Origin of the sequence: Streptomyces sp. NPDC021019 (genome assembly GCF_044333295.1) — a bacterium.
Taxonomy (GTDB): Bacteria; Actinomycetota; Actinomycetes; order Streptomycetales; family Streptomycetaceae; genus Streptomyces.
Genome location: NZ_JBIRQR010000004.1, coordinates 226,670 through 252,804 on the forward strand (window position 1 = coordinate 226,670; position 26,135 = coordinate 252,804).

General features: G+C 72.8%; 17 protein-coding genes, 1 pseudogene and 1 CRISPR repeat array. Of the genes and pseudogenes, 5 read left to right on the forward strand and 13 right to left on the reverse strand.

The annotated features are described in order from the left end of the window. From ACH4RG_RS23705 to ACH4RG_RS23750, 10 genes are all read right to left on the reverse strand, one after another. Positions 1-1,128 carry a peptidase M50 gene (locus tag ACH4RG_RS23705; RefSeq protein WP_397928283.1) on the reverse strand — a complete coding sequence of 376 codons (1,128 nt, stop codon included), beginning with the start codon at positions 1,126-1,128 and terminating at the stop codon, positions 1-3. Then, entirely contained in the window at positions 1,125-2,171 is a 1,047-nt protein-coding gene (locus tag ACH4RG_RS23710) for a lantibiotic dehydratase C-terminal domain-containing protein (RefSeq protein ID WP_398540205.1), read from the reverse strand. The genes ACH4RG_RS23705 and ACH4RG_RS23710 overlap by 4 nt, the downstream gene beginning before the upstream one ends. Beyond that, a complete protein-coding gene (locus tag ACH4RG_RS23715; protein ID WP_398540279.1) occupies positions 2,168-4,852 on the reverse strand; it encodes a lantibiotic dehydratase in 2,685 nt (894 codons plus the stop codon). The genes ACH4RG_RS23710 and ACH4RG_RS23715 overlap by 4 nt, the downstream gene beginning before the upstream one ends. 199 nt (positions 4,853-5,051) lie before the next feature. Further along, complete coding sequence (locus tag ACH4RG_RS23720; RefSeq protein ID WP_397928632.1) at positions 5,052-6,638, reverse strand: nitroreductase family protein; 1,587 nt, start codon at positions 6,636-6,638, stop codon at positions 5,052-5,054. 44 nt (positions 6,639-6,682) lie between these two features. Continuing rightward, entirely contained in the window at positions 6,683-8,722 is a 2,040-nt protein-coding gene (locus tag ACH4RG_RS23725; RefSeq protein ID WP_398540206.1) for a TOMM precursor leader peptide-binding protein, read from the reverse strand. Further along, positions 8,712-11,009, reverse strand: coding sequence for a TOMM precursor leader peptide-binding protein (locus ACH4RG_RS23730; RefSeq protein ID WP_398540207.1), 2,298 nt, complete (start codon positions 11,007-11,009; stop codon positions 8,712-8,714). The genes ACH4RG_RS23725 and ACH4RG_RS23730 overlap by 11 nt, the downstream gene beginning before the upstream one ends. Before the next feature lie 5 nt (positions 11,010-11,014). Then, positions 11,015-12,922 carry a BTAD domain-containing putative transcriptional regulator gene (locus ACH4RG_RS23735; RefSeq protein WP_398540208.1) on the reverse strand — a complete coding sequence of 636 codons (1,908 nt, stop codon included), beginning with the start codon at positions 12,920-12,922 and terminating at the stop codon, positions 11,015-11,017. 215 nt (positions 12,923-13,137) lie between these two features. Continuing rightward, a complete protein-coding gene (locus ACH4RG_RS23740) occupies positions 13,138-13,386 on the reverse strand; it encodes a hypothetical protein (protein WP_397921124.1) in 249 nt (82 codons plus the stop codon). 325 nt (positions 13,387-13,711) lie between these two features. Then, a complete protein-coding gene (locus ACH4RG_RS23745) occupies positions 13,712-16,297 on the reverse strand; it encodes an ABC transporter permease (RefSeq protein ID WP_398540209.1) in 2,586 nt (861 codons plus the stop codon). Then, entirely contained in the window at positions 16,294-17,082 is a 789-nt protein-coding gene (locus ACH4RG_RS23750; protein ID WP_398540210.1) for an ABC transporter ATP-binding protein, read from the reverse strand. The genes ACH4RG_RS23745 and ACH4RG_RS23750 overlap by 4 nt, the downstream gene beginning before the upstream one ends. A gap of 627 nt (positions 17,083-17,709) precedes the next feature. On the opposite strand from ACH4RG_RS23750, the gene ACH4RG_RS23755 reads away from it, so the two are divergent. Further along, positions 17,710-19,362, forward strand: coding sequence for an MFS transporter (locus ACH4RG_RS23755; RefSeq protein WP_398540211.1), 1,653 nt, complete (start codon positions 17,710-17,712; stop codon positions 19,360-19,362). Between the two features lie 113 nt (positions 19,363-19,475). Here ACH4RG_RS23755 and ACH4RG_RS23760 read toward each other — a convergent pair whose 3' ends face one another. Beyond that, positions 19,476-20,138: an HAD family hydrolase gene (locus tag ACH4RG_RS23760; RefSeq protein WP_398540212.1), complete on the reverse strand. Its 663-nt coding sequence runs from the start codon at positions 20,136-20,138 to the stop codon at positions 19,476-19,478. 648 nt (positions 20,139-20,786) lie between these two features. On the opposite strand from ACH4RG_RS23760, the gene ACH4RG_RS23765 reads away from it, so the two are divergent. The 3 genes from ACH4RG_RS23765 to ACH4RG_RS23775 all read left to right on the forward strand — a co-directional run bounded on the left by ACH4RG_RS23765 (position 20,787) and on the right by ACH4RG_RS23775 (position 24,194). Beyond that, positions 20,787-21,887: a MarR family transcriptional regulator gene (locus ACH4RG_RS23765; RefSeq protein ID WP_398540213.1), complete on the forward strand. Its 1,101-nt coding sequence runs from the start codon at positions 20,787-20,789 to the stop codon at positions 21,885-21,887. A 296-nt stretch (positions 21,888-22,183) separates the two neighbouring features. Further along, positions 22,184-23,311: direct repeats of the CRISPR family, unit length 29 nt; unit sequence GTGGTCCCCGCGCACGCGGGGGTGGTCCC. A gap of 203 nt (positions 23,312-23,514) precedes the next feature. Next, a complete protein-coding gene (locus tag ACH4RG_RS23770; RefSeq protein WP_007447021.1) occupies positions 23,515-23,808 on the forward strand; it encodes a helix-turn-helix transcriptional regulator in 294 nt (97 codons plus the stop codon). After that, positions 23,805-24,194: a VOC family protein gene (locus ACH4RG_RS23775; protein ID WP_397921113.1), complete on the forward strand. Its 390-nt coding sequence runs from the start codon at positions 23,805-23,807 to the stop codon at positions 24,192-24,194. Before ACH4RG_RS23770 ends, ACH4RG_RS23775 begins: the two co-directional genes overlap by 4 nt. Positions 24,195-24,224: 30 nt before the next feature. On the opposite strand, the gene ACH4RG_RS23780 is transcribed toward ACH4RG_RS23775, so the two are convergent. Then, positions 24,225-24,863, reverse strand: coding sequence for a hypothetical protein (locus tag ACH4RG_RS23780; RefSeq protein WP_397928299.1), 639 nt, complete (start codon positions 24,861-24,863; stop codon positions 24,225-24,227). Positions 24,864-25,171: 308 nt separating this feature from the next. Beyond that, positions 25,172-25,723, reverse strand: a complete 552-nt coding sequence (locus ACH4RG_RS23785) for an ATP-binding protein (protein ID WP_398540214.1) — start codon at positions 25,721-25,723, stop codon at positions 25,172-25,174. 153 nt (positions 25,724-25,876) lie between these two features. On the opposite strand from ACH4RG_RS23785, the pseudogene ACH4RG_RS23790 reads away from it, so the two are divergent. Continuing rightward, positions 25,877-26,002: pseudogene (locus ACH4RG_RS23790) on the forward strand (DUF397 domain-containing protein); the annotation flags it as partial. Positions 26,003-26,135 lie beyond the last annotated feature (133 nt).

Here is a 26,135-nt window from a genome sequence, read left to right on the forward strand (position 1 = left end):
TCAGGCCGTCAGCAGATGGTGGGCGGCCGCGACGACCGCCGCCACGGTCCCGGCGAGAACGAGCACCGTGACCGCCGCGTAGGCGGGATAGGCGATCCGGGCCCGCCGTGGATAGGCGGCGGCCTCCGGGGAGCGGCGCAGTGCGAGCCGGAGGTAGGCGCCGGCCGAGGCGGCCAGGCCGGTGGCTCCGGCGAGCTGGCCCGCGATCCGGTAGCCGTCCAGGGGCGGCAGCGGCACGAGCATCGCGAACGCCTGGACGCTGCCGAGGAGCAGCAGGGCGGCGAACGCGTCGTGCGTCGCGTCGTCGAGCGGGGCGAACAGCCAGAGCGCGCAGAACGGGAGCAGGAAGACCAGGTTCATCACCGCACCGGCGAGGGCGGTGGCGACGCGGTGTCGACGGGCGCCGAGGTAGAGGTAGTCGTCGACCGTGCAGTACATGATCACGGCGGGCAGCCGCCACCGCAGCCCGATCTCGGCGACCCGCCCCCCGTAGTGCCGGGCCACCACGCCGTGCGCCAGCTCGTGGAGCGCGGTGCTCACCCAGAGCAGGATCGCCGTACCGGTCAGCAGGACGGGGTTGGCGAGCAGTCCGCGTGCGGCGAGCAGCAGTTCGCCGGACCGCGCGACCACGACCGCCTCCATCGCGAGGACCAGCGCCAGAAGGGGCACCATCGCCCCGGGGGCGAGGAGGAAGCCGAACGCCCGGTGGAGGCGGGCGGTGGTGGCGTCGGCGTCGGCGACCAGGGGGAGGGAGCCGCGCAGGAGGGTGCGCTTCTCCGGTACGGGGGCGGGCACGGCGGCCGGAGCGCCCGGGGCGGCCGACCCCGCGGGGGCCCCCGCCAGCAGCCCCTTCGCCCCCAGCAGCGCCAGGAGCCGCTGCCAGTGGGCGTCCCCCAGCCGCCGCCCGTACGCACCGGCGTACTCCTCGCCGATCTCCCCCAGGCTCCGCTCCCCGTCCATGCGCGCGATGAGGAAGTGCTCCTTGGGCCCGACCTTGAAGGAGTTGCCGGTCTCGGCGTCCTTGATCAGGTGGACGGTCGCGGCCCCGTCGAGCAGCGGGTCGCTGAGCAGGACGCGGGGCCGCAGCGCGGGCCGGTAGGAAGTGAGCGCCCCGGGGACCGCGCTCACGCGGACTCCTTGAGGACCCGGCCCAGGACGTGGCTGAGGTAGGCCTCGTCCCGGATGGTGACGTGCAGCCGGTTGTTGGTCATGTGCAGGTACGGGGAGAGCAGCAGCGGCAGCGCCACGGCGGGGTCGGTGACCCGTTCGTCCCGCTCGCCGTCCCAGGACCGGAAGACCAGGTCGCCGTCCACGGTCAGCTTCCGTGCCCGGTCGCGCAGTTCGGCGCAGTGCTCGGCCCATCCGGCCAGCGACCCGGGGAGCGAGCGGGCGCTCCCGGGCGGGGCGGTGGCGGCCCGGACACGGGCGAACCGGTCCCGCAGTCCGTCCGCCGTGCGGGCGTAGTTGGTGTCGTACTCGTCGGTGCCGATGAACCCGGTGCCGGGGAACGCCCGGTGCCAGAACGCGTAGTAGTCGTCGAGGTATCCGGCGAGCTCCGCCCGGTCCGGCAGGAAGCTGGCGGACATCACCATCATGAACTGGGCGGCCGTGCCCAGCAGTACGGTGCGCAGGTGGAGGTTCTTGGTGGCGAGGGCGTCGATCACCAGGTCGCTGGAGTGCCGGAAGTGCCACTCGGCCAGCTCGATCCCGGCGGGCCCGCCGTACTTCCCGAACTCCGGCTCGTAGGCCTCGCGGTGGCGGGAGTTGTTGGGGCGCAGGTTCATCCGCCCCTGCTCGTCCGTGTAGTGGCCGCGCTCGCCGCCGGGGAACTCGATCTCGAAGAGGGTGTTGTAGAAGTCGTTGAGGAATCCGGAGTCGACCTCGTACAGGGCGGGCCGCTCGGCCAGGAACGCGTCGACGGCCTCTTCGGTGCGGCGGGCCACCTCCGGCTCGGCGGCGGGCGAGGACGGCTTGAGGCGCAGCCGTACGTGGGGCCCCTCCAGCCAGTAGTTGATGAAGAAGTACCCGGCGATCAGCCCGTCGGCCTCCAGCCGCGCGACCAGCGGGCGGACGCAGTGCAGGAGGAAGGGGCGGGGGTTGGCGGCGTAGAAGACGTGGGTGGCCTGCCAGGCCCCGGTGGTGGTCGCGGCCGGTGCGGTGGGGGGTGTCATGAGGTGGTCCTCCTGCGGGCGGGTACGGCCGTCTCCACGGCCAGTTCGGCGACATGGCGGCCGTGACCGCTGACGGTGGGCAGCGTGTCCTCGTCGGGCAGCATCTCCCGGAACACCACCCGGGCGTCGGGGGATTTGACCAGTGCCTCGAAGGCGGACAGGGACAGCGGGCTGTCGAAGTCGAGGTACTGCGGTTTGGCCCCGGTCGCCCCCCGGGCCCCGGTGTCCGACACGGTGGCGAAGACCCGGTCGGGCAGACCGTGGGTGCGCCGCAAGGCGTGCCAGTCCAGGAACCAGCCGTCCTCCGGCGTGCCCGGCCGGTGCAGCGGCAGGACGGTCGCCGGGGCGCTCCAGCTGCGCCGGCTCAGGACGAGCGAGCCGTGCCGAACCCGGGGCCGCCCGGTGACCCCGCCGCGCGGCTCGCCCTCGGGGACGCCCGCCCACACGTTGAGGGGGGCCATCGAGGTCGGGGAGAGGAGGAGCAGGGTGCGGGGCAGCTCGGGCAGGGCGAGGGGGACGAGATAGCCGAGGTAGACGGGGATCACCTCGCGGTCCAGGCGGACCGAGCGCAGGGCCAGCCGGTCGGCCCCTGGGTCGTGCACGAGGTACAGGTCGTCCAGCTCGATCCTGAACTCCGCCTCCAGCGTGCCGCGTTCGCCGGGGCAGACGATCTCGTACGGGGTCAGTCTGGCGTGCAGGTTGAGGTTGCTGGTGACCGGGCCGCCGGTGACCTCGGCCAGGACGGCGCCGTCGGGCACGAGGGCGTCGGTGTCCGCGAGGAGCCGTTCGCCGAGGCCGTCGAAGAGCTGGGTGAACCGGGTGAACGAGAACGACACCCCTCCGTACGACCGGTTGAGGACGACGAGCGGGTCGCCGGGCCGGTCGGCGATCTGGACGTGGTGGCTCATCGGCGCGAAGTCCGCTTCCAGGCCGCCCAGTTCCCCGGCCACCGCTCCCAGGAACGCGTCGTCCAGGCGCACTTCGGCCGCCCCCGGCTCCGCCGCCTCCGCCGCCTCCCACAGCGCGGTCATCCGCGCGGTGAAAGTGCGCCGGGCGGTGTCGAGGGAGCGCAGCCTCTCCAGGCCCAGCCAGTTGACCTCGGGGACGTAGGTGCCCTCGGCGTCGTACGGGGTGCGGGAGGCGGTGAACGTCATGTACTGGTCGAAGAAGTCCTCGTGGAAGTCGTGGACCAGCTTCAGCAGGTCGTCGCAGCGCCCGCCGCGTCCGTACCGGGCGAGGAAGAAGCCCTGGAAGGTGATCCGCTGCGGGAGGGTGAGGTCGAAGGCGGGCAGGACCCGCTCCACCGCCGCCAGCGGACCGGCGGCCAGCTCCTCCCACGCGGCGGGGTCCAGCGCGACGCCGGTGCCGGTCGCCCGGCGGGGCCCCGCCGCCGCGTCCTCGTACAGCAGGGTCTGCGGGACCTTCGCTCGCGCGGCTCCCAGCTCCTCCTCCTGCACGGCCCGCAGCCCGGCCCGTACGGATTCCAGCAGGGCGCGCCGCTCGTCCGGAGCGGCTTCGGCGAAGCGCGCGGCGTGGGCGGCGGGTTCCTCCAGCCGGTCCGCGAGGCGGTCGGCCCAGGGGCGGTCCAGGCCGCGCAGGGCGTCCTGGAAGGCGCGGAGCGGGTCGGTGTCGTGGACCTCGGTCCGCAGGCAGGGCGCCTGGACCATGCCGACGTCCAGGAGCGCCCCGAGGTACTGCTCGCACTCCTCGCGCGCCGCTCCCCGGTCCTGCTCCAGCCAGGCCGCCAGCTCGCCGTGGCGGAGCGTGCCGCGCTCCTCGAACAGGCCGAGCAGCCGTTCCAGGGTGCCGCTGCGGCGCAGGAAGAACAGCCGGTCCTTCACCGCGTCGAAGGTGACGGCGGTGTCGTCGTCCCCCGCGGTGACCCACCGCCGGACGTAGCGGACCCGGTCGTCGTCGCGTCCCCAGCCGGAGGCGAGGGCGAGCGGCAGATCGGCCCGGCGGACCGGGTCGGCGATCACCGCGTCGGCGAGCCGGCCCAGCGCCACGACGTTGAGCCGGACCTGTGTCCGCCACTCCTCGCCGACCCGCACGCGCAGCCCGTCGGAGCCGCCGAATACGCCGGGGGCGACGGCGGTGAAGGTGGAGAAGGGGCTGGTCTTGCAGGCGGTGCGGTAGACGTAGGAGAGCAGCGAGCGTTCGATCTTGCGCTGTTTGCGGTCGGGTCGCGCCCCGGCCCGGGACGCCTTGTGCCGGTAGGCGTCGAGCTGGGCGTCCAGGGTCGGCGAGGCGAGCAGCAGCCCCTTGCGCAGGCGCTCGTGGCCGGCGATCCGGGCCAGTTCGGTGCGGCTGCGGCCGGTCTCGGCGGCCAGCAGGCCGGCCCCCTCGTCCCGCTTCCCGGCGAGGGCGCGGCGGCCGGTGAGCCAGTCGGCGAGGGCCCGGGCGGCGGCCGGGTCGAGGGCCGCCACCCGGGCGAGGCCGTCCTCGGCGGCCGACGGGTCCGGCAGCCGGTTGTTGAAGACGTCCCGGCGCAGCTTCAGCAGGGCGCGGCGCAGCGGTTCGTCGTCGCTGCCGCCGATCAGCCCGTGCAGTTGGTCCCCGGCCTTCGCGGCCAGCAGCGCCAACTGCTCGGTGGTGTCGAGGACGTCGTCGGCCCAGCGGCGGCTGTCGGGGCAGCGCAGGGCCCGGACGTCGTCGACGGGGAGCCCGGCGACGCGCAGCATGAACGCGGGGCGCGCGGAGAGCGGGCCGACGGCCTCGACCGGGCCGGCGGTGCCGGCGGTCTCGGCGGCGTTGGCGATCTCGGCGGTGAGGGCCGTGTCGGCGGTGCTGGCGCTGTCGGCGGTGTCGGCAGTGCTGGCCGTGTCGGCAGTGTCGGCGGTGCTGGCGGTGCTGGCGGTGTCGGTCATCGTCGGCCCCCGTTCAGGCGATCTCGTAGCGGAAGTCGGCCGGGGCGGGGCGTTCGTTGCCGATCATCATGATCAGCAGCGGTGCCTCGCCCGTCCCTTCGAGCCCCAGCTCCTCGATGTAGGAGATGTTGTCGAAGCCGAGGGCGACGCCGCAGCCGAGGCCGACGGCCGCGGCGGCCGTGTAGACGGACTGGGCGACGGCCCCGATGGTGGCGTTGACCAGCCGGTACCCCCGGTCCCCGACCGCGTCGAGGACGGCGGTGGTGCGGACGGTCGGCACAAGGACGGCTCCGGCCTGCTCCAGGTTGTAGTTGGAGAGGAAGTAGTTCCGCTGGAGGAACTCTCCCGGCCGGCCCTCCTTCACCCGCCGCAGGCTCCGCCGCTCGGGGTCGTAGGCGTACGAGCCGGGCTCGACGCCCTCGACGTGGTTCACGAACGCGTACAGCCGTGTCAGCCGGACGTCACCGGTGTCGCCGCCGATCCACGATCCGGCCGAGGCCGCGGCCAGGCAGGCGGCCAACTGGTCGGCGGTGACGGGCTGCTGGGCGTCGAAACGGCCGAAGCTGCTGCGGCGCGCGCGCAGGGCGGTGCGTACGTCGGCGTCCAGCGGCCGGGCGGCCGGCAGCGCGACCTCCACCAGCGCCGGGTCGACGGGGTGCGCGGCGGCCGGGGCCAGCGCGCCGGGGGCGGGCCGGGCGGCGGCGTCGGCCGAGGTGGCCGCCTGCATGCGGAGCAGCGCGTCGAAGGTGAGGACGGTACGGGAGCGCTCGACGTCCTTGCGGCGTACGGAGACGGGCGCCTCGGCGGCCCGCCCTGCGGTAGGAGCTTGCCCACCCGCCCACTTGAGCGGGACGACGGCGAAGACGCCCTCCGCCTCCGGGTCGGCCCCGAGGAGTTCCGCGAGGCGTTCCTCGTCGAACCAGAGGGCCGGCTCGACGGCCAGTCCGCGGGCGGCGGCCCACATCCGCCAGGTCTGGACGCAGGCCCCGAGGTCCATGGAGACGGCGTGGAAGGAGAAGCTGTTGTACTTGAAGGAGTTCTGCCAGTACTTGATGGTGAGCACCAGGTACTGATCGGTCTCCGGCCCCGGAGCGTCCTGCCCCAACGCCTCGCGGACCCGTCCCGAGACATCGCCCGTGAGCAGCCGCTGCATGGAGTGGTGCCGGGTGGAGTAGTAGTGCACCCCGGGCGGTACGGGGCCGCTCGGCCCGGACACCCAGTGGATGCCGACCGGGTACAGCCCGCCGCCGGAGGCGGAGCCCCGGGACCAGTTGGCCAGCGGGTAGAAGGGCAGGGCGTTCAGGTCCGTGTTGGCCTGGACGCCGAGGCGGCGGCCGGTCAGGCCGTACGAGTCGCGGAGCATGCCGGAGAGCGTGACCAGGTCGAACTCCCGCTCCCGCGAGCCGCCTTCGGGGCGCAGGCCCCGGTCGAGCGTCGCCCCGGCCGGGTAGGGGGCGTCCGGCAGCGGGAAGCCGTCCGCGCCCGGGTGGTACTTGGCCTTGCGGGGGCCGTCCTGCCAGTTCGGTACGTAGTCCGCGGGGTCCATCGGGACCCGGCCGCGGTGCAGGATCGCGGCGGCGTATTCATGGGCGTATCCCATGGCGAGCTCCTTGGTCACGGCAGGAGGGTGGAGGGGAGTGGCGGTCATGGGAACGGGTGCGGGGCCGGGTTGAGGTCGGCGTCCGTGAGATCCGCCGTCCGCAGGCCCGCCTCGCGCAGGGCGGTGCGCAGCCGGGGCATGCGCAGGGCGCGCTGGCGGGTCCAGCCGAAGTCGATCGGCAGCAGCCCGGGCACGATCACGCTCACCGTTCTCAGCCCCAGGTCGCGCTGTTCCCGCATGGTCTGGTCGACGACGACCACGTCGAACCCGGCGGCGGCGACGGTGTCCACGCACCGCAGCAGGTCCTCCCGCAGATCGTCGGAGACCGGGAGCACCGGCCGCGCGCCGGGCCCGTCCCCGTACAGGTCGTCGAAGGAGCGGAGCGGCGGGCGAGGGCTTCCCGGCGCGCCGAGCAGGAAGTCCGCGTGATCGCCCATCTCCGGGATCCCGTACGCCAGCGGGTGGTCGTGCAGCGCCTCGACCTTCGCGAAGTCGCCTGCCATGGCCCGCAGCCGGTCCTCGTCCCGCTCGGTGCGGCCCTGGAGGTTGACGGCGTCGGTGGCGATCTCGCAGAGCGCCCCGGCCAGGGCGGCCTCCGGGTCGAGTCCGGCGCCCGCGCCGAAGCACATCCGGCCGGGTCCGCCGTCGGGGCGGACGGCGACCCCGGTGACGACCGGGATCGGGAAGGTGATCCGGGTGTCGAAGAACCGCGCCTCGTACCCGTACATCTCCAGCCGGTCCACCATCTGCCGGGTGGCGGGGCGGCGGCTGGTGCGCGGGTCGACCTCGGGCAGCGGGGCCCGCCCGTACCAGGAGAGCAGGAACGCGTCCCGTTCGACGACCTCCATCAGCCCGAAGTAGGCGGCCTCCTCCAGCGCGCCCCCGGACGCGCAGCCGTTGGAGCTCTCCTGCACGAACCGGTTCTCCAGGCCCGGCGCGTGGTAGTAGGTGAGCACTTCGGGGACCAGGACGGTCCGGGAGTCGCGGAGCGACCAGCCGCGCACCCAGGGGATCTCCCGGTCCGGAGTGAAGGGCCGGACGCGGGGGTTGGCCCGGTGGAAGTCGTCGGAGTACAGGCCGCAGACGCGTGGGTCCAGGGCGGCCCGGCCCTCGGCGCGCAGCGCGTGCAGACTGGCGCGCACCTGGGCGCGTTTGGCGCGGGACCGCATGCCGGCGTACCGCTCCAGGCCCTCCAGCACCCCGATGCGCACGCTCTCGGCGAAGGTGTCGGCGTGCCCGCCCCAGAACGTCTCGCGCAGATACGGTCCCGAGCGCATCGAGAAGCAGCCGATGGTGGCGGAGGTGGACGTGGAGGAGACGTCCTGGACGACGGAGGGGCCCAGCGAGCCGCAGACGGGGTTGGCGTACGGCTCGACGGGCAGCTCGTAGTCCTCGATGTCCCGGACCCGGAAGCCGCCGGGCCGCACGGTGGGCGCGGGCCGCAGGGTGAGGGCCGCCGCCTCGTCGCTGTCCGGCTCGGGCCGCCCGCAGGCGGGGCACTCCGGGTCGGGGACGAGCGGGTAGTGGCGTACGGCCAGGGTGTCGAGGTCGACGAGGTGGACGGCCGGGAAGGCGCCGGTGTCCGGTCCCCCGCCGTGCAGCCGGGCGGCGACGACTCCGGCGAGCGCCTCGGCCGCGAACGGGGTGACGTACGGGGACGGGCCCGCCGCCCGGGTCCCGGAGCCGAGCTCCAGCGCCTCGCGCAGGGCGACGGACCGCACACCCTGCCACCGGCGCTCCAGGCAGCGGGCGCAGGGGCGTTGGGCGGTGCCGTCGGGTGCCGGGAGGGGGCCGATGACGGCGTGCCGCCCGTAGTAGCGCACGGGGACGGCCCGGGCCACCGGTCCGTTCGCCGCGAACGCGTCGCGTACGCCCAGGGGTTGGACGTCCAGTGGGGCGGTGGCCGCCGCCCCGCCGTGGCGGGCGAGCGCCTGACCCAGCAGCTTCGAGAGCAGCCGGGTGGACTCCCCCAGCACCTGTGTGGCCGGTGGGGTGTCGACGGGCACCGGTGCGTCCGGGGCGCCCGGCCCGGTGGCAGCGGCCACCGCCGCGTCCGGCGTGTGCGGCGCGGTCTCAACGGGCATCGGTGCCGACCTCGCCGTCCACCGTGAGCAGCACCCGGGCCGTGGCGATGGAACCGGAACGCAGGTCCACCGGCGTCGTCCGCACGTACAGGGCGTCGCGGCCGGCCAACCTCAAGGCCTCCAGCACCGCGTCGAACGTGGTCTCCGCCGCGTCCGCCGCGACGGACGCGCCGCCCGCCGCGATCGCCCCCGGGGCCAGGTCGACCACCAGCGGGTCCCCGGTGTCGACCGCCGCCCCCGGGTCCTCGGCGGCGAGCTGCACCTGACCGAGCAGGTCCCGCAGGGCGGACGCGGCCGCCGAACGCCGGGACAGCCCGGCCCCGACCGCCCAACGGGCGGACGCGGGCAGCCCGTTCGCCTCCCGGGCGAGCACCACGTGCGCGGAGCTGCGGTCCGCCTCGCCCAGGTCGAGGAGGTCCACGGCGATGTCCAGGTTGGCGGCGGACTTCAGCAGGAACACCAGCTCCGGATCGTCGCCGCCCACCGCCAGCGGGCCGACCCGGGTGGCGCCCCGCACCGCGCGCAGCAGGGCGTCATGGGCGAGCGCGGACAGCAGCCCCCGGCCCGCCGCCTCCGCCGCACTGCCGCCCGCTCCGGAGCCGGCGGTGGTGGCCAGGTGCGCCCGGTCGTCGTTGTGCGGCCCGAACGGTCGTAGGGCGGCGGCCGGAACGCGTACCGGGTCCTTGCCGATCAGCGAGGTGGCGACCGCCCAGGCGGCCGGCCGGGCCCCGGTGCCGCCGCCGGTCGTCAGGGCGTCGGGCCCGAGCGTCCGCGGCGCCCGCGCACCGCCGTCCCGCTCACCGCCGCTGACGCCCGCCAGGGGGACCACGTGCTCGACGTACGCCTCGGCCGCCGCGTACAGCGCCCGGGTCCGCGCACCGGCCAGGTGGTGCACGTCGAACGCGGCGATCCGGCGGCTCGTCCCGCCGCCGAGGGCCACCTCGACACGGCTGAGCTTCAACGGGGTCTGGGTCAGCTCCTCGTCGTCGTAGCGGCGGAAGATCCCGGTGTACGGGCGGACCAGCACGGTGCCGATCCGGTTCAGCTCCTCGACCAGCTCCTCCGCGTCGCGGGCGGTCTCCACCGTCGCGGTGACGGGCAGCGCGAGCGTGCCGGGCAGCGCGGCGGGTTCGCCGACGGAAACGCCGGCGAGATCGTCGGCGGCGAGCACGGTGCAGCGGGCGCACCGGGGGTGGGGCTGGACCGGTTCGGCCATCACGTCCAGCGATTCCAGGTCCTGGACGAGAACCTGGCCGGCCGTCTCTGCGGGCAGCGCGCCGGTGGCCAGGCGGAAGATCTCGTAGCCGACGAGGTTGCCGACCATCGCCGCGACCGGCCCGGACAGGGCCGCCCCGCCGGCCGGTACGGCCCCGGCCGCCTCGCTCCACAGCTCGGCCGCCGTGCCGGGGTCGACGTTGCCGCTCAGCCGCAGGAGGGCGCAGGACCAGCAGCCGGCCGAACGGGCCGTGGAGAGCGGGCCGACGACCAGGCGGCGGCCGAACAGCCACGCGGGGACCAGGGTCACCCCCTCGGGCACCCCGGCGGCCAGCAGCCGATGGGTGCGCGCCCCGGCGCCCGCGCCGGTGACCACGACGACGTCGTAACCGTCCAGGCCGGCCCAGTCCGCGTCCGTCCCGGCGGTGATCGTCGCGACACGCGCCCCGTTGGCGGCGGCCTCGGCCGCGACGTCGTCCGGGGCCGTGACGGTCCCGATGCTCGCGCAGCCGTTGCGCACCAGGCTCAGCGCGCACCAGCGGGCCGTCTCGTCGTCGCCGAGGACGGCGACGCGGGTGGCCCGGTAGCGGGCGAAGCGGGCGGGGGCGTCATCGGCGTAGTGGTCGACGTAGGCGATCTGCGCGGCGAACCGCTCGGCGGCCCCCTCGTCGAGGGTCTCCCCGGCGGTGGCCGGCTCGGGGATGTCGCGGGCGAAGCCACGCGCGTACAGCGTCCTGACCAGTTCGGCGGCCATCGCCCGCTGGGCGGGGCCGAACCCGGCGCAGAGTTCGGCCAGTCGGTGCTGCCCGGTGAGGTGCGGGACGACGAGGGAGGCGAAGCGGTAGGCGGTGCGGCCGGTGAGGTGGAAGCCGCCGTCGGCGTTGTGGAACAGCACCCCGCCGGGGGTCTCGGTGAACAGCACGTCGCGCCGGATGCGCGGCCGGGTTCCGGCCAGCGCCTCGAAGGCGGTCGTCGCCGGGGACGACGCCGGTGCGGTCGTCGAGGGGGGCGTGGCGGGTGCGGTCGTCGAGGGGGGCGTGGCGGGTGCGGTGGGTGCGGCGCTCTCGGCCATGGGGATCACACCTTCTCTGTGCGGCGGTCGCGGGTCCGGGCGGTTCTTCGTACGTGGGCGCGGAGCAGGTCGTGGATGCGGTACGGGCCCGGCGGGCCGTCCTCCAGCAGTCCGGCGTCGGCGAGCCGCTCCCGTACGGCTTCGGGAACGCCTTCCTCGTCCTCGGAGCCCCGGTCCCGGTCGGCGAGCAGCTCCGGCGGGCCCTGGGCCAGGCGCTCGAAAGCCTCCGACAGCCGGGGGTCGAGCCGGCCGAGCGCCCGGTCGAAGAGTCCGGTGACCGAGAGGTCCGGGGAGTCGGTCAGGGTGAGCCGGGCGAGCGGGTCCTCACCCAGCCAGTCGACGGCGTCGGCGAGCCGCAGCCCCGGCCGGGTGAGCAGCCGGGCGGTGAGGATGCGCAGCGCGGCGGGGAAGTGGCCGCACTGGGCGGCCAGCCGACGGGCGGCGCGCGGTTCGGCCTCGACCCGCTCGGCTCCCAGGGCGGCCAGCAGCAGGGCGTACGACTCGGCCTCGGTGAAGGCGGTCAGGCGCTGCACCCAGCCGCCGTGCGTCGCGATGAGCCCGCCAAGCCCCATGCGGCTGGTGACCACGACGGCGAGGTCCGGCCCGACGGCGGAGGCCCCCGCGCCCGCGCCCCCGGCCGGTGCCCCCGCGGCTCCCGCGCCCGGCGCGAGCAGGGGGCGCACCTGATCGGCGTCGACCACGTCGTCCAGGATCAGCAGGGCGCGCCCCTCACGCGACTCCCCCAGCGCGGCGGCCACTTCGGCGGCCACCTCATCGACCGTGCGGGGTTCGCCGTCCGCGCGGGTCATCCGGACGAGTAACCGCCCGGCGGGGAAGTCGTCCCGGACGATCCGGGCGACGTGCTGGGCGAGCGCGGACTTGCCGATCCCAGGGGCTCCGGAGACCAGGACCGTGAGGGGCCGGTGATCCTCGGGGCCCGGGGCCGGGGGCTCGGTGAGGCGTGCGGCCATGGCGGCGGCCTCGGCGGTCCGCCCGGTGAAGTGCGGCACGGCGGGGACGGGCCCGACGCCGGGGGCGGCGGCCGGGGCGAAGGCCGCGGCGTCGGCCGGGGTCGCGGGCGGGGCGACGGTGGCCGGGACTGCGGGTGAGGCGGCGGGGAGGGGGACGGTCTCACCCCGGATGACGCGAGGGGTCGCCGGTCCGGCGGAGCCCAGGTCCTCGCCGCGCAGGATGGACAGTTCGAGGCGGCGCAGGGAGGGCGAGGGGTCCACGCCCAGCTCTTCCAGCAGGAAGCCCTTGACCCTGCGGTACTCGGCGAGGGCCTGGGACTGGCGTCCGCTGCGGTAGAGGGCCTCGATGAGCTGTTCGTGGAAGCGTTCGTGCCCCGGATATACGCGCGTAGTGGTCCACAGGTCGACGAGTGCCTCACCGCAGCGCCCGAGCCCCAGCAGCAGGTCGCAGACCCGCTCGACCGCGCGCAGCCGTTCCTCCGCGAGCCGGGGCACCTCGTCGCGGTGCAGGACGACGGACCGTACGTTGGCGAGCAGCGAACCCTGCCAGAGCGAGAGGGCGTCCCTGAGCGCACAGAGCTCCGCCTCCGGGTCCCGGTCCAGGCCGGCCGCCCGGCGCACCTGCTCGCGGAAGCCGAGGAGGTCCAGGGTGTGCGGGGCGGCGGTGATCCGGTAGCCGCCGGGCACCGCCTCGATGGAGGCGCCGGTTACCTCGTGCTTGGCGAACAGCCGACGGAGCCGCAGGACACAGGTCTGGAGGGCGGCCCTGGCGGTGACGGGCTGCTCCTCGCCCCACACCGCGCGCTGCAAGTACTCGGCGGAGACCGTGGAGTTGGCGTGCAGGAGCAGAGCGGCGAGCAGGTTCGCGGGTTTGGAGGGCTGGAGGACGACGGTGTCGGGTCCGTCCGCGAGGGCCAGCGGGCCCAGGAGACGGAAACGCATCACGCCCGGCGTCCCCGGGGAGCGCTCCACCTCTCCCGCGGCGTCTGCCGGTCCTGCCGACCCCGCCGGTCCGGCCGGTCCTGCCGACCCCGCCGGTCCGGCCGGTCCTGCCGACCCCGCCGGTCCTGTCGGTCCTGTCGGCCCTGCCGACCCCGCCGGTCCTGTCGGCCTATCCGTTCCCGTCGGTCCTGCCGCCCGTGCGCGGGTCGACATTCCTAGTCCCAGCCGTTGACCAGTTTGCACACCTGGACGGGCGCGGATTCCGGGGGCAGTTGGCCGATGAGGCCCGCCAACTCCGTACAGATCAGCCGGGCGACGTGGTCGGCGGCGGGCGGGGGTCCCGTCGGAGTGGTGGCCGACGCGGCGCCGGTGGAGAGCGCGAGTGCGGCGAGGGCGATTCCGGTGACGAGGGCGGCGGTTCTGGCCGGGCGGCGCTGCTTCTGGGCAAGCGGTGACCTGGACACGTTCTCCCCTTCGACGGTGGCGTCGGAGCCGGGGTTCGTCCCGGCTCGAACGACCATGCCAGCGCGGAACGCGCCACAAGAGGGGCCGCGGTGTCAGCTTGCTGCACAACGGACCGCCGCCAGGTGCAGCAAGCTGACACCGTCCGCCGTGACCGGTGGGCCCGGACGGGGAACCAGGGCGGGAAGCGGCGCGCGGAGAACGGCGCGCGGGAAACGGCGTGCGGGAAACGCGCTCGGCCCCGGGACGTTTGGAGGAACGTCCCGGGGCCTGCGGGTCATCCTACGGTGACGCCCGGAGGGTCACCGCAGTCGGGAGGACGTCGGCTCACCCGTCCGTCGCGATGGCGTTCAGGACGTTCATCCGGCCCGCCCGGAAGGCCGGGACGAGAGCGGCGAACAGTCCGACGAGGGCGGAGCAGGCGAAGACCGTGAGGATCGTCGGCCACGGGATCTCCAGGACCTCCAGCCCCTCCAGCGCCAGCAGCTTCTGGGCCGCGGTGCCCCAGCCCATCCCGAGTCCGAGTCCGAGCAGCGCCCCGAAGAGGGCGATGACCACGGACTCCAGCCGGATCATGCGGCGCAGCTGGCGGCGGGAGAGCCCGATGGCGCGCATCAGGCCGATCTCGCGGGTCCGTTCGACCACGGACAGGGCGAGGGTGTTCACCACACCGAGCACCGCGACGATGATCGCCAGGGCGAGCAGACCGTAGACGATGTTCAGCAACTGGCCGACCTGGTCCTTCAGGTCTTCCTTGAAGTCGGCCTGGTTCTGCACCTTGTAGACGGGGTACTCGGCCATCGCGCTCTTCAGGGCCGCGTACGCCTCCTTCTCCTTGCCCTCCTCCGCCTTGCCGAACATGGCCACGTTCTGCGGCATCCGGTCGGCCGGGATGTACGACGCCGCCGTCGTGAGGTTGATGTACATCGCACCGCGGTCGATGTTGGTGTCGTCGGAGGTGATGGCGGCGACCTTCAGCTTCGCCGTCTCCCCCGCCTTGAACGCGACGGTGAGGGTGTCGCCGACCTTGACCCCGTGCTTCTCGGCGTAGTCCTCGCCGACGGACATGGCGTTCTTCCCGTACGCCTTCGAGAGGTCGCCGGAGAGTGTGGTGCGCCGGACGTCCTGCTGGTAGCTCGGGTCGGCGGCGGTGACCCCGTCGTCCTCCGTCTTTCCGTCGGGGGCGGTGATCTTCGCCTTGACGAAGGTGTAGTTCGTCATGTGCTCCAGGCCCGGCACGGCGTTCAGGGCCTCGGCGGCCTGGGGCACGATCGGCCGCCCGGCGCCGCTGTCCTGCACGATGAAGTCCGCTCCGACCGACTTGTCGAGCTCCTCGGTGGCCGAGGCCACCATGGAGGACCCGACGACGGACAGGCAGGCCACCAGGGCGAGCCCGATCATCAGGGCCGCTCCGGTCGCTCCCGTACGCCGGGGGTTGCGCAGGGCGTTGCGCTCGGCCAGCCGGCCGACCGGGCCGAAGAGCCGCAGGACGACGACGCTCAGGGCGCGCACCACCACACCGGCCAGGAGCGGGCCGATCACGATGAAGCCGATCAGGGTCAGCAGCACACCGAGGGCGAGGAACATGGAGCCTTCGGTGGCCTTGTCCGCCTGGCTCGTCGCCCACAGGGCCGCACCGCCGGCCGCCGTCAGGAACAGGCCGATACCGGCCCGGATCCAGCCGGACCTGCCGTCAGCGGGGGTCCCGGCGTCGCGCAGCGCGGCCATCGGCGACACCTTGCCGGCCCGGCGGGCGGGGATGTACGCGGCGAGGACGGTGACGACGACGCCGAGCACGAGGCCGACCACCGGAGTCGTCCAGGCGACGGTGAGGTCGCCGGTGGACAGCTCCATGCCCACCGCGCCCATCGCCTTCATCAGGCCGACGGCGAGGCCGACGCCGGCCGCGACGCCGAGCAGGGAGCCGACGATGCCGAGGAGGACCGCCTCCACCAGCACGGAACGGTTGACCTGCTTGCGGCTGGAGCCGATGGCCCGCATGAGACCGATCTCGCGGGTCCGCTGGGCGACCAGCATCGAGAAGGTGTTGACGATGAGGAAGATGCCGACGAGGAAGGCGATTCCGGCGAAGCCGAGCATCGCGTACTTCATGACGTCCAGGAAGGCGCCCATGGAGTCCTTGCTGGCCTCCGAGGCCTCCTGCTGGGTCTGGAGCTTGTACGCGGCCGAGCCGTCGAGGGCGGTGGCTATGTTCTTCTTCAGCTGGGTGTCGCTGACGCCGCTCTCCGCGCTCACCAGGATCTGGGTGAAGACGTCGGGGGCGCCGAGCAGCTGCTTCTGGGCGGTGGCGGTGTCGAGGTAGACGACGGCCGCGCCCGGGTTGGTGACGGTGAAGGACGCGATGCCGCTGATCTTCGCCGTGATGTCACCGGTGGCGGCGATGATGCGCAGCTCGTCACCGATCTTGAGCTGGTGCTTCTCCGCGGTGTCGGCGTCGACCATCACCTCGGTGGGGCCGCGGGGGGCGTGTCCGGAGGTGATCTCCATCGAACGCAGGTCGTTCTCGGTCCAGTTGCCCGCGATGGTGGGAGCTCCGGTATCGGAGCCCATGTTCTTGTTCTCGCTGTCGACGACGGTGACCGCCATGGAGAAGGCGGCACCCTCCGCCTTCTTCACCCCGTCGGCCTTCGCGACCTCCTGGACGACGGAGGCGGGCAGCGAGGCGGGCTTGCCGTTGTCGGGCTGCTCGTCGTTCTCCCCGGCCGCCTTCGGGCTGACGGTGACGTCGGGCGAGGTCACCGCGAAGAGCTTGTCGAAGGTGGTGTTCATCGTGTCGGTGAAGACGAGCGTGCCGCAGACGAACGCCACGGACAGCAGCACCGCCACGGCGGAGAGGGCCATCCGGCCCTTGTGCGCGAGGAAGTTGCGCACCGAGGTCTTCCAGACAGTCATGACGTCCGCCCGCGTGCGTCGAAGTGCTTCATGCGATCGAGGACCTGGTCCGCGGTCGGGTTGTACATCTCGTCGACGATGGAACCGTCGGCGAGATACAGCACCCGGTCCGCGTAGGAGGCGGCGACGGGGTCGTGGGTGACCATGACGATGGTCTGGCCCAGCTCGTCGACCGACTTGCGGAGGAAGGCCAGGACTTCGGCCCCGGCGCGGGAGTCCAGGTTTCCGGTGGGCTCGTCACCGAAGATGATCTCCGGTCGGGCGGCCAGCGCCCTGGCGACGGCGACACGCTGCTGCTGACCGCCCGAGAGCTGGGTGGGGCGGTGCTTGAGGCGCTCGGAGAGCCCGACCGTGTCCACGACCTGCTGGAGCCAGGCGGCGTCGGGCTTGCGGCCCGCGATGTCCATCGGCAGCGTGATGTTCTCTATCGCGTTGAGCGTCGGGAGCAGGTTGAACGCCTGGAAGATGAACCCGATCCGGTCGCGCCGGAGCTGGGTGAGCTTCTTGTCCTTGAGCTTGGTGATCTCGGTCTCGTCGAGGAAGATCTCGCCCGAGGTCACCGTGTCGAGCCCGGCCAGGCAGTGCATCAGGGTCGACTTGCCGGAGCCGGACGGGCCCATGATCGCCGTGAACTGTCCGCGGGCGATGTCCACATCGACGTGGTCGAGCGCGACGACCCGGGTCTCTCCGGTCCCGTACGCCTTCACGACCTGCCGCGCTCGCGCCGCGACGGCCGTTCGCCCTCCAGTGCCCCCGTGCCTGGGAATGGTCACAGCCGTTGTCACGGTATTTCTCCTATGTCGGTCGATGACTGGACGTCATTGGGTACGGTCCGAGTCTGGGTTCTGGACGGTGTCCGGCGCGATGGTGCCCAGCGCAGTCTTCAGGTGGGGTTTTCCCCACCTGCCCCCCTGCGGCGGGCCGTAGCAGCGACGTAGGAACAGGTTAAGGAGACGCCCCCCGCTGCCACGTCCTCCGCCGGGAGGAACGGGCCCTGGCCACTAGGAGGGGGCGCCCCCTAGGGGACTGGCCCCGCAGGTGGAGGCGAGGTCAGGGGCACCGTTCGCCCCGGCGGGGCCGCGGGCGGGGCGGCCACCCAACCGGAGCGGAGGCATCCGCCGACGCCCGCCTTACCCACCCTGCCTTGCCCACCCTGCCTTTCCCTGCCCTTCCCTTCGCCGGACCCTCGACCGTTCTCCTCGTCCCGCCCCGTACGGCGCTCCCGGATGAGACAGTGCCCCCGGGAGATACGTGCATAGGGAAGGAAACCGGTGAGCGGCACGGACGACAAGAGCGACGTGGACGCGGACAACCCAGCGGCGGGCTCCGCCTCCGGCGCGAACGGAACCGGCGTAGGCGGAACCGGCGTAGACGGAACCGGCGTAGACGGAACCGGCGTAGACGGAACCGGCATGGACGGAACCGGCGCGGGCGCGGGCGAGAATACCGATACGGGCACGGGTAGGGATACGGGCACGGGCTCCGACGCGGGCGGGGGCATCACGGGCGGGCCGCCCACCCTCACCACCCCCCGGGGCCGCCGCCCCGTCGTGGCGGCGCTCATGCTCGGCATGGCCCTGGCGGCCATCGACGGCACCATCGTGTCCACCGCCGTTCCCCAGATCGTCGGCGACCTCGGCGGGTTCACCGTCTTCTCCTGGCTCTTCTCCGGCTATCTGCTGGCCGTCACCGTCACGCTCCCCCTGTACGGGAAGCTCTCCGACACCTTCGGCCGCAAGCCGGTCCTGATAGCCGGGATCATCCTGTTCCTGATCGGCTCGATCCTCTGCGCGGCCGCCTGGAACATGGGCGCGCTCATCGCGTTCCGCATCGTCCAGGGCCTTGGCGGCGGCGCGCTCCAGGGCACGGTCCAGACCATCGCGGCCGACCTCTACCCACTGAAGGAACGCCCGCGCATCCAGGCGAAGCTGTCGACGGTGTGGGCCACCTCCGCGGTCGCCGGGCCCGTGGTCGGCGGGCTGCTCGCCGGGTACGCCGACTGGCGGTGGATCTTCCTGATCAACCTCCCGGTCGGAGCGATCGCCCTCTGGCTGGTGGTCCGCCACCTCCATGAACCCGCCCGCCCCCGCCCCGCCGTCCGGCCCCGCGTCGACTGGGCGGGCGCGCTCGCCGTCTTCGCGACCGGCGCCCTGCTGCTCACCGCGCTGGTACAGGGCGGTGTCGCCTGGCCCTGGCTCTCGGCGCCCTCGCTCGGCCTTCTCGGGGCGAGCGCGGTGCTGGCGCTGCTCACCGTCGTCATCGAACGGCGGGCGGCGGAGCCGATCATCCCGGGCTGGGTGTGGCGTCGGCGCACCATCGCCTCGGTCAACCTGGCGCTCGGCGCGTTGGGCCTGCTGATGGTCGCGCCGACCGTCTTCCTGCCCACGTACGCCCAGTCGGTGCTGGGTCTCGGCCCGATAGCGGCCGGGTTCGTGCTCTCCGTGATGACGCTGAGCTGGCCCGTAACGGCGGCCCTGTCCGACCGGGTCTACAACCGCATCGGTTTCCGCCTCACCGCGATCATCGGCATCGGCGCCGCCCTGCTGGTCCTGCTGGCCTTCCCCCTGCTCCCCTACCCCGGCGAGCCCTGGCACCCGGCGCTGCTCATGCTCCTGCTCGGCGCGGCCCTCGGCCTGTTCCAACTCCCGCTGATCGTGGGCGTCCAGTCGACGGTCGGCTGGGCGGAGCGCGGTACGACGACGGCGTCCGTCCTCTTCTGCCGCCAGGTCGGCCAGAGCATCGGCGCGGCGGTCTTCGGGGCCGTCGCCAACGGCGTCCTGGCCGCCCGCCTCCTCGACGCCCCGGTGGCCGGCCTTCCCGACGACCTGGACGCGGTCGCCCGCGCCCTGGAGAACCCCGATACCCTCTCCGCGGCGGCGACGGACTACCTGCGCCGGGCGGTCGACGCCGCGGTGGACCACGTCTACATCGGGGCCGCCGGAGCCGCCGCCCTGGCCCTGCTCGCCCTGATCACCCTGGCCCCGCGCCGCTTCCCGGTCATCACGGAGACCGCCGCCGCCCCGAGGGCCGCGGGGGCGGCGGACCGGCAGGACAGCCCCTCCTAGAGCCCCTCAGGCAGTCGAGTGCGGCAACTATCGCCTCAGAAGACACCGTGCCGTAGCCACGAGATACGACAAACCCGCGGTCCGCTACGAGGCGACCGTCCTCGTGGCGGACCTCACCGAGTGGCTGTGGCCAAGCGGCTCAGGACGGGGAGTACGCCGCGCAGATCGTCGCCATCCACCGTGACGGTCGCCGCCGCCCGTGCTCCTGCCGAGGCGTTGAACGCCACACTCAGTGGGACGGAGGCGAACAGGGGCAGGTCGGAGCGGCTGTCTCCGACGGCTCCGCACGAGCGGGGATCCAACCCGAGTTCTCGGGCCTGTTCGAGGGCGCAGCCCCGTTTGTCGTACTCGTCGAAGTGGCGGGCGACACGACCGGTGAACCGATCCCCGTCTGTCTCCAGCCGAGGTCCGCTGAACGCGTGGAAGCCGAAGCGGTCGGTCAGGTAACTGCCAACCGGTGACCAGGCCAGAGTGGCCAGCACGGGCACCAACCCGTTCCGCCGGCACCAACCGACGGTCTCCGGGATGCCCGAGACCAAGGGAAGCCCATCGAGCCAGCCAGATACCTGCTCTTCGGACACATCCGCCCAGCCCTTGGCATCCAGCTCCGAGACTTGTCGATTGTCCAGGTCACCGGAGGCGTAGGCATCCTCGGCCTTGGCCAACTCGTCCCGATGGCCAAGGAAGCCAGCCAGAAAGACCGACGAACTCGTACCTGGGACGAGGGTGCCGTCGACATCGAAGAACACGACGCCCGCATGATCGGATGAGAACACCGGTGAAGGATGTCACCGCCACGCAAAACGCCAGATCCGGGGGCACCCCACGCACTTCCGATACACGCCCTGGACGCGGCCTGCCAGTACGCTGCCGCGTGCAAGGCCGCGAGGCAGTCACGTACGTCGGGGTACAGGTCCAACTCGTTGAAGTGCTCAGGCTGCCCGACGGCGGCCGAGTGACCGTGCGGCGGAAAGCCCGTCCTTCCGGCAGGCCGGGCAGGCTTCCGCCCGGCCTGGTGTACGGCTCCGCCCCACGCCGGGCGGCGACGCGTCCCCGCAGTACGTAGCCCTCCCCCGAAGCTCGGGGCTGGGGTCCCGGACCCCGAGCTTCGGGGCGATGGGGTCACTCTTCCGGGGGTACGTGAGTGGGGCCGCGGCCCGAAGCTCGGGTGCCGGGACTCGGGTGTCGGGATGCGGGACCCGGGATTCGAGCGCCTTCTTCAACCGGTAGGTAGAAGAGGGGGTTGGGTAAAACCTCCCCTACCTCCCCGCCCTCGTAACGGTCAGCAAGTATGACTAATTGTGACGGCTTGCGGCACAGCGTCACGACTGCTTACGGTGCGAGAACCAAACGACCCCGACACGGTGTTGAACGCACCAGGCCGGGGTCTCACCACAAGATCGAACACCCAGAAAGCCGATCCCATGGCTACCCAGCACTCTAGCTCCGCCCTGCCCGCCCCCGCACACTCCGCCGCGTACCCGATGGCCAAGCCCGGCTACGGCAAACGCTCCGCACCCGACCAAGGCCCGCGTACGCGCGGTGATTTCGCCCTCCTGCCGACGCGGGAACGGTATGTCGCCGGGTTCGTCGACCACCTCCCCGAGGGCGCGGCGATGAGCGTGAAGACCCTGGCCAAGCAACTCCCGCTCTACGGCCAACAGGCCATCTCCACCGCGCTGAACGCCCTGTCCGTCGCCGGCCACCTGCGCCGCGTTCGGTGCCCCGTCGGCGCGGGCGACGAAACCCGCTGGGTCTTCCGCACCTTCTGGTCCCGCACCGCCCGAGACAACGAGTGGTGGAACGCCTACCTCGCCACCCAGAAGGCTCTCCTGGCCGCAGCCCCCGTACCGGAGGCGTCGGCCCTCGGCACGCCACCGCCACCTTGGGTCCCGGCCGAGGAGCCGCCGCCTCCGCCCGATCCGGAGCGCCCCGACACGGAACAGGCTCCCGAACCCACCGCCGTACCGCAGCAACGCACCCCGGACCAGGCCCCGGACACCGAGCCAACTCCGCCCCGACCGCCCGCTCCGCGCACTGCCCCGGCTCCGCCCCTCACCTCCGAGGCCGACCCTTCCCCCGCCTACCTCGCGCTCGCCCGTCTCGGCCGCGCCGACCACCGCCTCGCCCTCTCCGCCGACGACTGCGCAATCTTGGAACCACAGGCAACGGAATGGCTCGCCCGAGGCGTGAGCCTCGACTACCTGACCAGTGCACTGACCGCAGGGCTCCCCGCCCAGGTCGACAGCCCTCTCGGCTTCGTCCGCCGCCGCCTCACCGACAAGATCCCACCCCAACTCCCCACCGACAACACTCAGCCCGCCATCCCCGCCCCAACCCGCCGCCTCCTCATGGAATGCACCGACTGCGGCCGCCCCGGCCAGCCGGAAGCCCTCCCCGACGGCCTCTGCCGCCCCTGCCGCACCACCCACACTCCGACAGACCAGACCCCGCCCCACCCTGCCGAGATCGCCGACGTCAAGGCCCACATGAGCAACCTCCGCGACCTACTCAAACCCGTCTGAGCCCGAGCGCCACAATCAACTCGCACCCCCGACCGACACAAGCCACGGGCACAGCGCACGACAGATCACCGAACCTCCCGCAGACAGCCACGCATCTCCGAGGTCCCGAACACGACGACGAACGCCCCTCCTCTTGCCGAGACGAGATACCGCACACGACCGGCAAAGGGCAGAATCACCCCTGCACAGGCCCAACTCCGGGCCAGACCGGTTTGCCACACCGAGGAGATATGTCCGTTTCTTAAGAAGTGGGTAAAAACAGCCCCTCGGGCGCATAAACCCGCAGGTCAAGAACTGTGGTCCCCGCGCACGCGGGGGTGGTCCCGGGGTCAGGAGGTCCGGACGCCAGATGCCGACGTGGTCCCCGCGCACGCGGGGGTGGTCCCCGCCAGGTCCTCCGCGCCGAGCGTCCCGCTCAGTGGTCCCCGCGCACGCGGGGGTGGTCCCCTGGACAAGGTTCTGTCGATCGGGAGCGCGATGTGGTCCCCGCGCACGCGGGGGTGGTCCCGATCGATAGCCACCCGAGCAGCGCTCAAAATGGTGGTCCCCGCGCACGCGGGGGTGGTCCCTGGGGCTGCTGGCCGTACGCCAGCCGTGCCCTGTGGTCCCCGCGCACGCGGGGGTGGTCCCATCGCCGCCGCCGAGGCCCCCGCCATCGAGGAGTGGTCCCCGCGCACGCGGGGGTGGTCCCCCTGCGGACACATCGGCCAGCTTGGTGAGCGCGTGGTCCCCGCGCACGCGGGGGTGGTCCCCAGGCGTCCGAGAACGCCAACGTGTCCGAGACGTGGTCCCCGCGCACGCGGGGGTGGTCCCTGGTTGACGAGGTTGACCTGGGCTCTGATGAGGTGGTCCCCGCGCACGCGGGGGTGGTCCCCTCGACATCCACCTCGTCGAACGCCTCGGCCTGTGGTCCCCGCGCACGCGGGGGTGGTCCCAAGCCCGACACCACCGAATCCACTGACACCCCGTGGTCCCCGCGCACGCGGGGGTGGTCCCTGTTCGGAGCAGATCTCCTGCAACATGTCGGCGTGGTCCCCGCGCACGCGGGGGTGGTCCCGCGCTGTCGGCGCCGGTGGCCTTGTCGAGCTGGTGGTCCCCGCGCACGCGGGGGTGGTCCCTGGGGGTCGTTGAGGAGGCTGCGCATGCGGCCGTGGTCCCCGCGCACGCGGGGGTGGTCCCTCAGCCTGTCCGCCGGCAGCATCACCGACCGGGTGGTCCCCGCGCACGCGGGGGTGGTCCCACTGCGCATTCGCTACCTTGGTCCAGCTCACCGGTGGTCCCCGCGCACGCGGGGGTGGTCCCGTGAAGCTGGCGACGAACAGCGCGATCACGAAGTGGTCCCCGCGCACGCGGGGGTGGTCCCAAGATCCCGCTCTATCCCATGCGGGATCACCCGTGGTCCCCGCGCACGCGGGGGTGGCCCCGGACGTGGACCCGGGCACGGTCCCCGCGCGTGCGGGGTCCATGAGAGTCACGTCGTTCTGCCTCGGCGACGGGGACTCCCCGCTCGCCCTGGCGCCCCTTCTCCTCCGGCCCCCTCCATGGCCGACGCTCCGCGAGCCGACAACGGATCCCGGCGACCGGACCCACCTTGATAGGCAAGTCGCTACTTGCCTATTGTGGAGGCATGGCGGACGATGTCTTCAAGGCCCTGGCCGATCCCACCCGGAGGCGCATCCTCGACGAGCTGACGGAACGGAACGGCCAGACCCTGTTCGAGATATGCGCCCGGCTGGCCACCAGACACGGCCTGGGCCTGTCCCGCCAGGCGGTCAGCCAGCACCTGGCCGTCCTGGAGGCAGCGGGGCTGGTCGTCACGCGCCGCCAGGGCCGCTACAAGTTCCACGACCTCGACACCGAACCCCTTGAGCACATCGTCAGCCGATGGCTCGGGCCGAAAGCACCGGAGAGCACCCCATGAGGATCAACCTGACCAGCGTCTTCGTCGAAGACCAGGAGAAGGCCCTGCGCTTCTACACGGACGTACTGGGCTTCCGGAAGAAGCATGACGTCGCGGTCGGCGGCGAGGACCGCTGGCTGACCGTGGTCTCGCCGGAGGACCCCGACGGCGTCGAACTCCTCCTGGAGCCGAACAAGCACCCCGCCGTGCGGCCGTACACGACGGCCCTGGTCGAGGACGGCATCCCGGCCACCGCCTTCGCCGTGGACGACGTACAAGCCGAGTTCGACCGGCTGAGCAAGCTCGGCGTCCGCTTCACCCAGGAGCCCACGGAGATGGGCGCCGTCACCACAGCGGTCCTGGACGACACCGTCGGCAACCTGATCCAGATCATGCACACCTCCTGACACCTAGCCCAGAACCGGTGCGGACCGCCCTCAGGAGTTCGGGTAGGTGAAGCAGACCAGGATCGTGCGGTTGGCTACCACCAGGGACCAGTACGTGCGCCGGTCGGACGAACCCTCCCTGCAATACTTGGAGCCGGCGTCCGACGGGGCGCGGTAGACGCCGGAGACCACCAGGACATGGTCGTACGGCTTGGGCACGCGCTTGGCCCGGCAGTCGACGGCGGTGGTGGTGCCCAGCGACATGCCGTCACTGGTGTTGTTGCCGAGAATGCAGTAGCGCTTCACCCAGACCCGTTCCAGGCAGAGCTTCGCGGCTCCCCTGCGGGAGTGGTAGCTCCAGGACGTACGGCCCTTGCCCATCTCACAACTGACATCGCTGCCCCCGGTCCGCGTGACACGGAAAAGACCGGCCCGGCTAGAGCCGCAGGACACGGCCTCGGGCGGTACGTCGACGTTCCAGGCGCTGCCGGGCCCGGTGCGGTGGATGGGCAGGCAGCTCCCCACCCGTACGCGCCGGAACGCCTCAGTCGTCGGGTCACTCACGGGCGGCGGCTCCACCGCACCGCCCCCGCCGGAGCCACTGTCCTCTCCGGAGCCGCCGTCTCCGCCGTCATTGCCCGAGCCCTCGTCATCGGCGCCGCCGCTCCCGCCGCCGATGCTGACATCCACGCCGAGCTCGACACCGGGGCCACCACCCGAGTCTCCCGATTCGTCGCCATTTCTCGCCCCGGAGGAGGCGGGCGGCCGGCCGGAGTCCGCGTCCGGCCCCCCGCCCCCGCCCCTGCGCCCGGACGCCCCGCAGCCGGCCACCGCCAGCAACACAGGCACCAGAAGCCATACCAACCACACCCGGAACGGCGCTCGCCGCGCACTCTTCATGGAAGACCCCCGTCTCAGAGCAGTGCCATCCAATATTCCACGAGCGCGCGCCGAACTGGCCTGTATTCGCAGCATGTTGAGCCTGACGCGCCCGCCTCCTAACCCTCGCCGTTCGGCCGGACAGCTGCCACCTCCGCCCACACCGTCTTCCCGATCGGGTTCCGGGGCTCCCACCCCCACCGCGACGCCAGGCACTCCACCAGGAACAAGCCCCGCCCCGACTCCTGATCCTTCGGCGGCAGCTTCGGGTCCTCGGGCGTCCGGCCGAGCACGGCGCCCGAGACCTCGATGCGGAAGCGGCTCGCGGGACCTTCGTGGTCCACCCGCACATGGAAGTTCCGCCCCCGGAGCCGCCCGTGGCACACCGCGTTGGCGGCCAGCTCCGCCACCACCAGGGCCACCGCGCACGTCGCGTCCGTCATCGGCCCGAACCCCCAGTGACCCAACTGCCGCACGACGGAATGGCGGGCGAGCCGCGCGCCCCGGGGCGTGGAAGGGAACTGCCGGGACAGCGAGCCGTAGCCGTTGGCGGTCAGCCCGAAGCCGCGCGGAACGGGCGGGGCCGATTCTCGCGTATCGGCCCTCTCCGCCTGCTCCGCTCTCTCCGCCTGCTCCGCCGTGCTCGTCCTCTTGCCGGTCATGCCGACCATCCGTTCACTCGACTCTCCTCACATCACCCACACGTGCGAGTTCCGTGACGTTCTGTACTCAAGAGTCGGCAGTGCGACCTAGCCTCGGAAGGTGACAGCGCCTTACCTCGAAGGCCGTAAGAAACGGAAGTAGCGCCGTGGCCAAGCCCACGCGTACAGGTAGCGGACGGATTCCCCGGCGTCGTCCCCGTCCGTGACAGCAAGAACTCCCAGGGCCCCGCCCTCGTGCTGACCAGCGCCGCCTGGACCGCGTTCATCGGCACCGTAACCGCCGGATAGACCCGCGCGCCCACTTGGCAACGCTCGACCGATCCCGTACTGGAGGCCGATCACCGTGGAACCCGCATCCCGTCCCGATCTGACCGCCGCCGCCTGGCGCAGCAGCAGCAACTGACTACGCCTGCGCGCCGTT

Coding starts and splice junctions, on each gene's coding strand:
- ACH4RG_RS23710 (WP_398540205.1), bottom strand. CDS start 2,171: ATGACACCCCCCACCGCACCGGCCGCGACCACCACCGGGGCCTGGCAG.
- ACH4RG_RS23715 (WP_398540279.1), bottom strand. CDS start 4,852: ATGCTGCGCGTCGCCGGGCTCCCCGTCGACGACGTCCGGGCCCTGCGC.
- ACH4RG_RS23720 (WP_397928632.1), bottom strand. CDS start 6,638: ATGGGATACGCCCATGAATACGCCGCCGCGATCCTGCACCGCGGCCGG.
- ACH4RG_RS23725 (WP_398540206.1), bottom strand. CDS start 8,722: ATGCCCGTTGAGACCGCGCCGCACACGCCGGACGCGGCGGTGGCCGCT.
- ACH4RG_RS23730 (WP_398540207.1), bottom strand. CDS start 11,009: ATGGCCGAGAGCGCCGCACCCACCGCACCCGCCACGCCCCCCTCGACG.
- ACH4RG_RS23735 (WP_398540208.1), bottom strand. CDS start 12,922: ATGCGTTTCCGTCTCCTGGGCCCGCTGGCCCTCGCGGACGGACCCGAC.
- ACH4RG_RS23745 (WP_398540209.1), bottom strand. CDS start 16,297: ATGACTGTCTGGAAGACCTCGGTGCGCAACTTCCTCGCGCACAAGGGC.
- ACH4RG_RS23755 (WP_398540211.1), top strand. CDS start 17,710: ATGGACGGAACCGGCGCGGGCGCGGGCGAGAATACCGATACGGGCACG.
- ACH4RG_RS23765 (WP_398540213.1), top strand. CDS start 20,787: ATGGCTACCCAGCACTCTAGCTCCGCCCTGCCCGCCCCCGCACACTCC.
- ACH4RG_RS23770 (WP_007447021.1), top strand. CDS start 23,515: ATGGCGGACGATGTCTTCAAGGCCCTGGCCGATCCCACCCGGAGGCGC.
- ACH4RG_RS23775 (WP_397921113.1), top strand. CDS start 23,805: ATGAGGATCAACCTGACCAGCGTCTTCGTCGAAGACCAGGAGAAGGCC.
- ACH4RG_RS23785 (WP_398540214.1), bottom strand. CDS start 25,723: ATGGTCGGCATGACCGGCAAGAGGACGAGCACGGCGGAGCAGGCGGAG.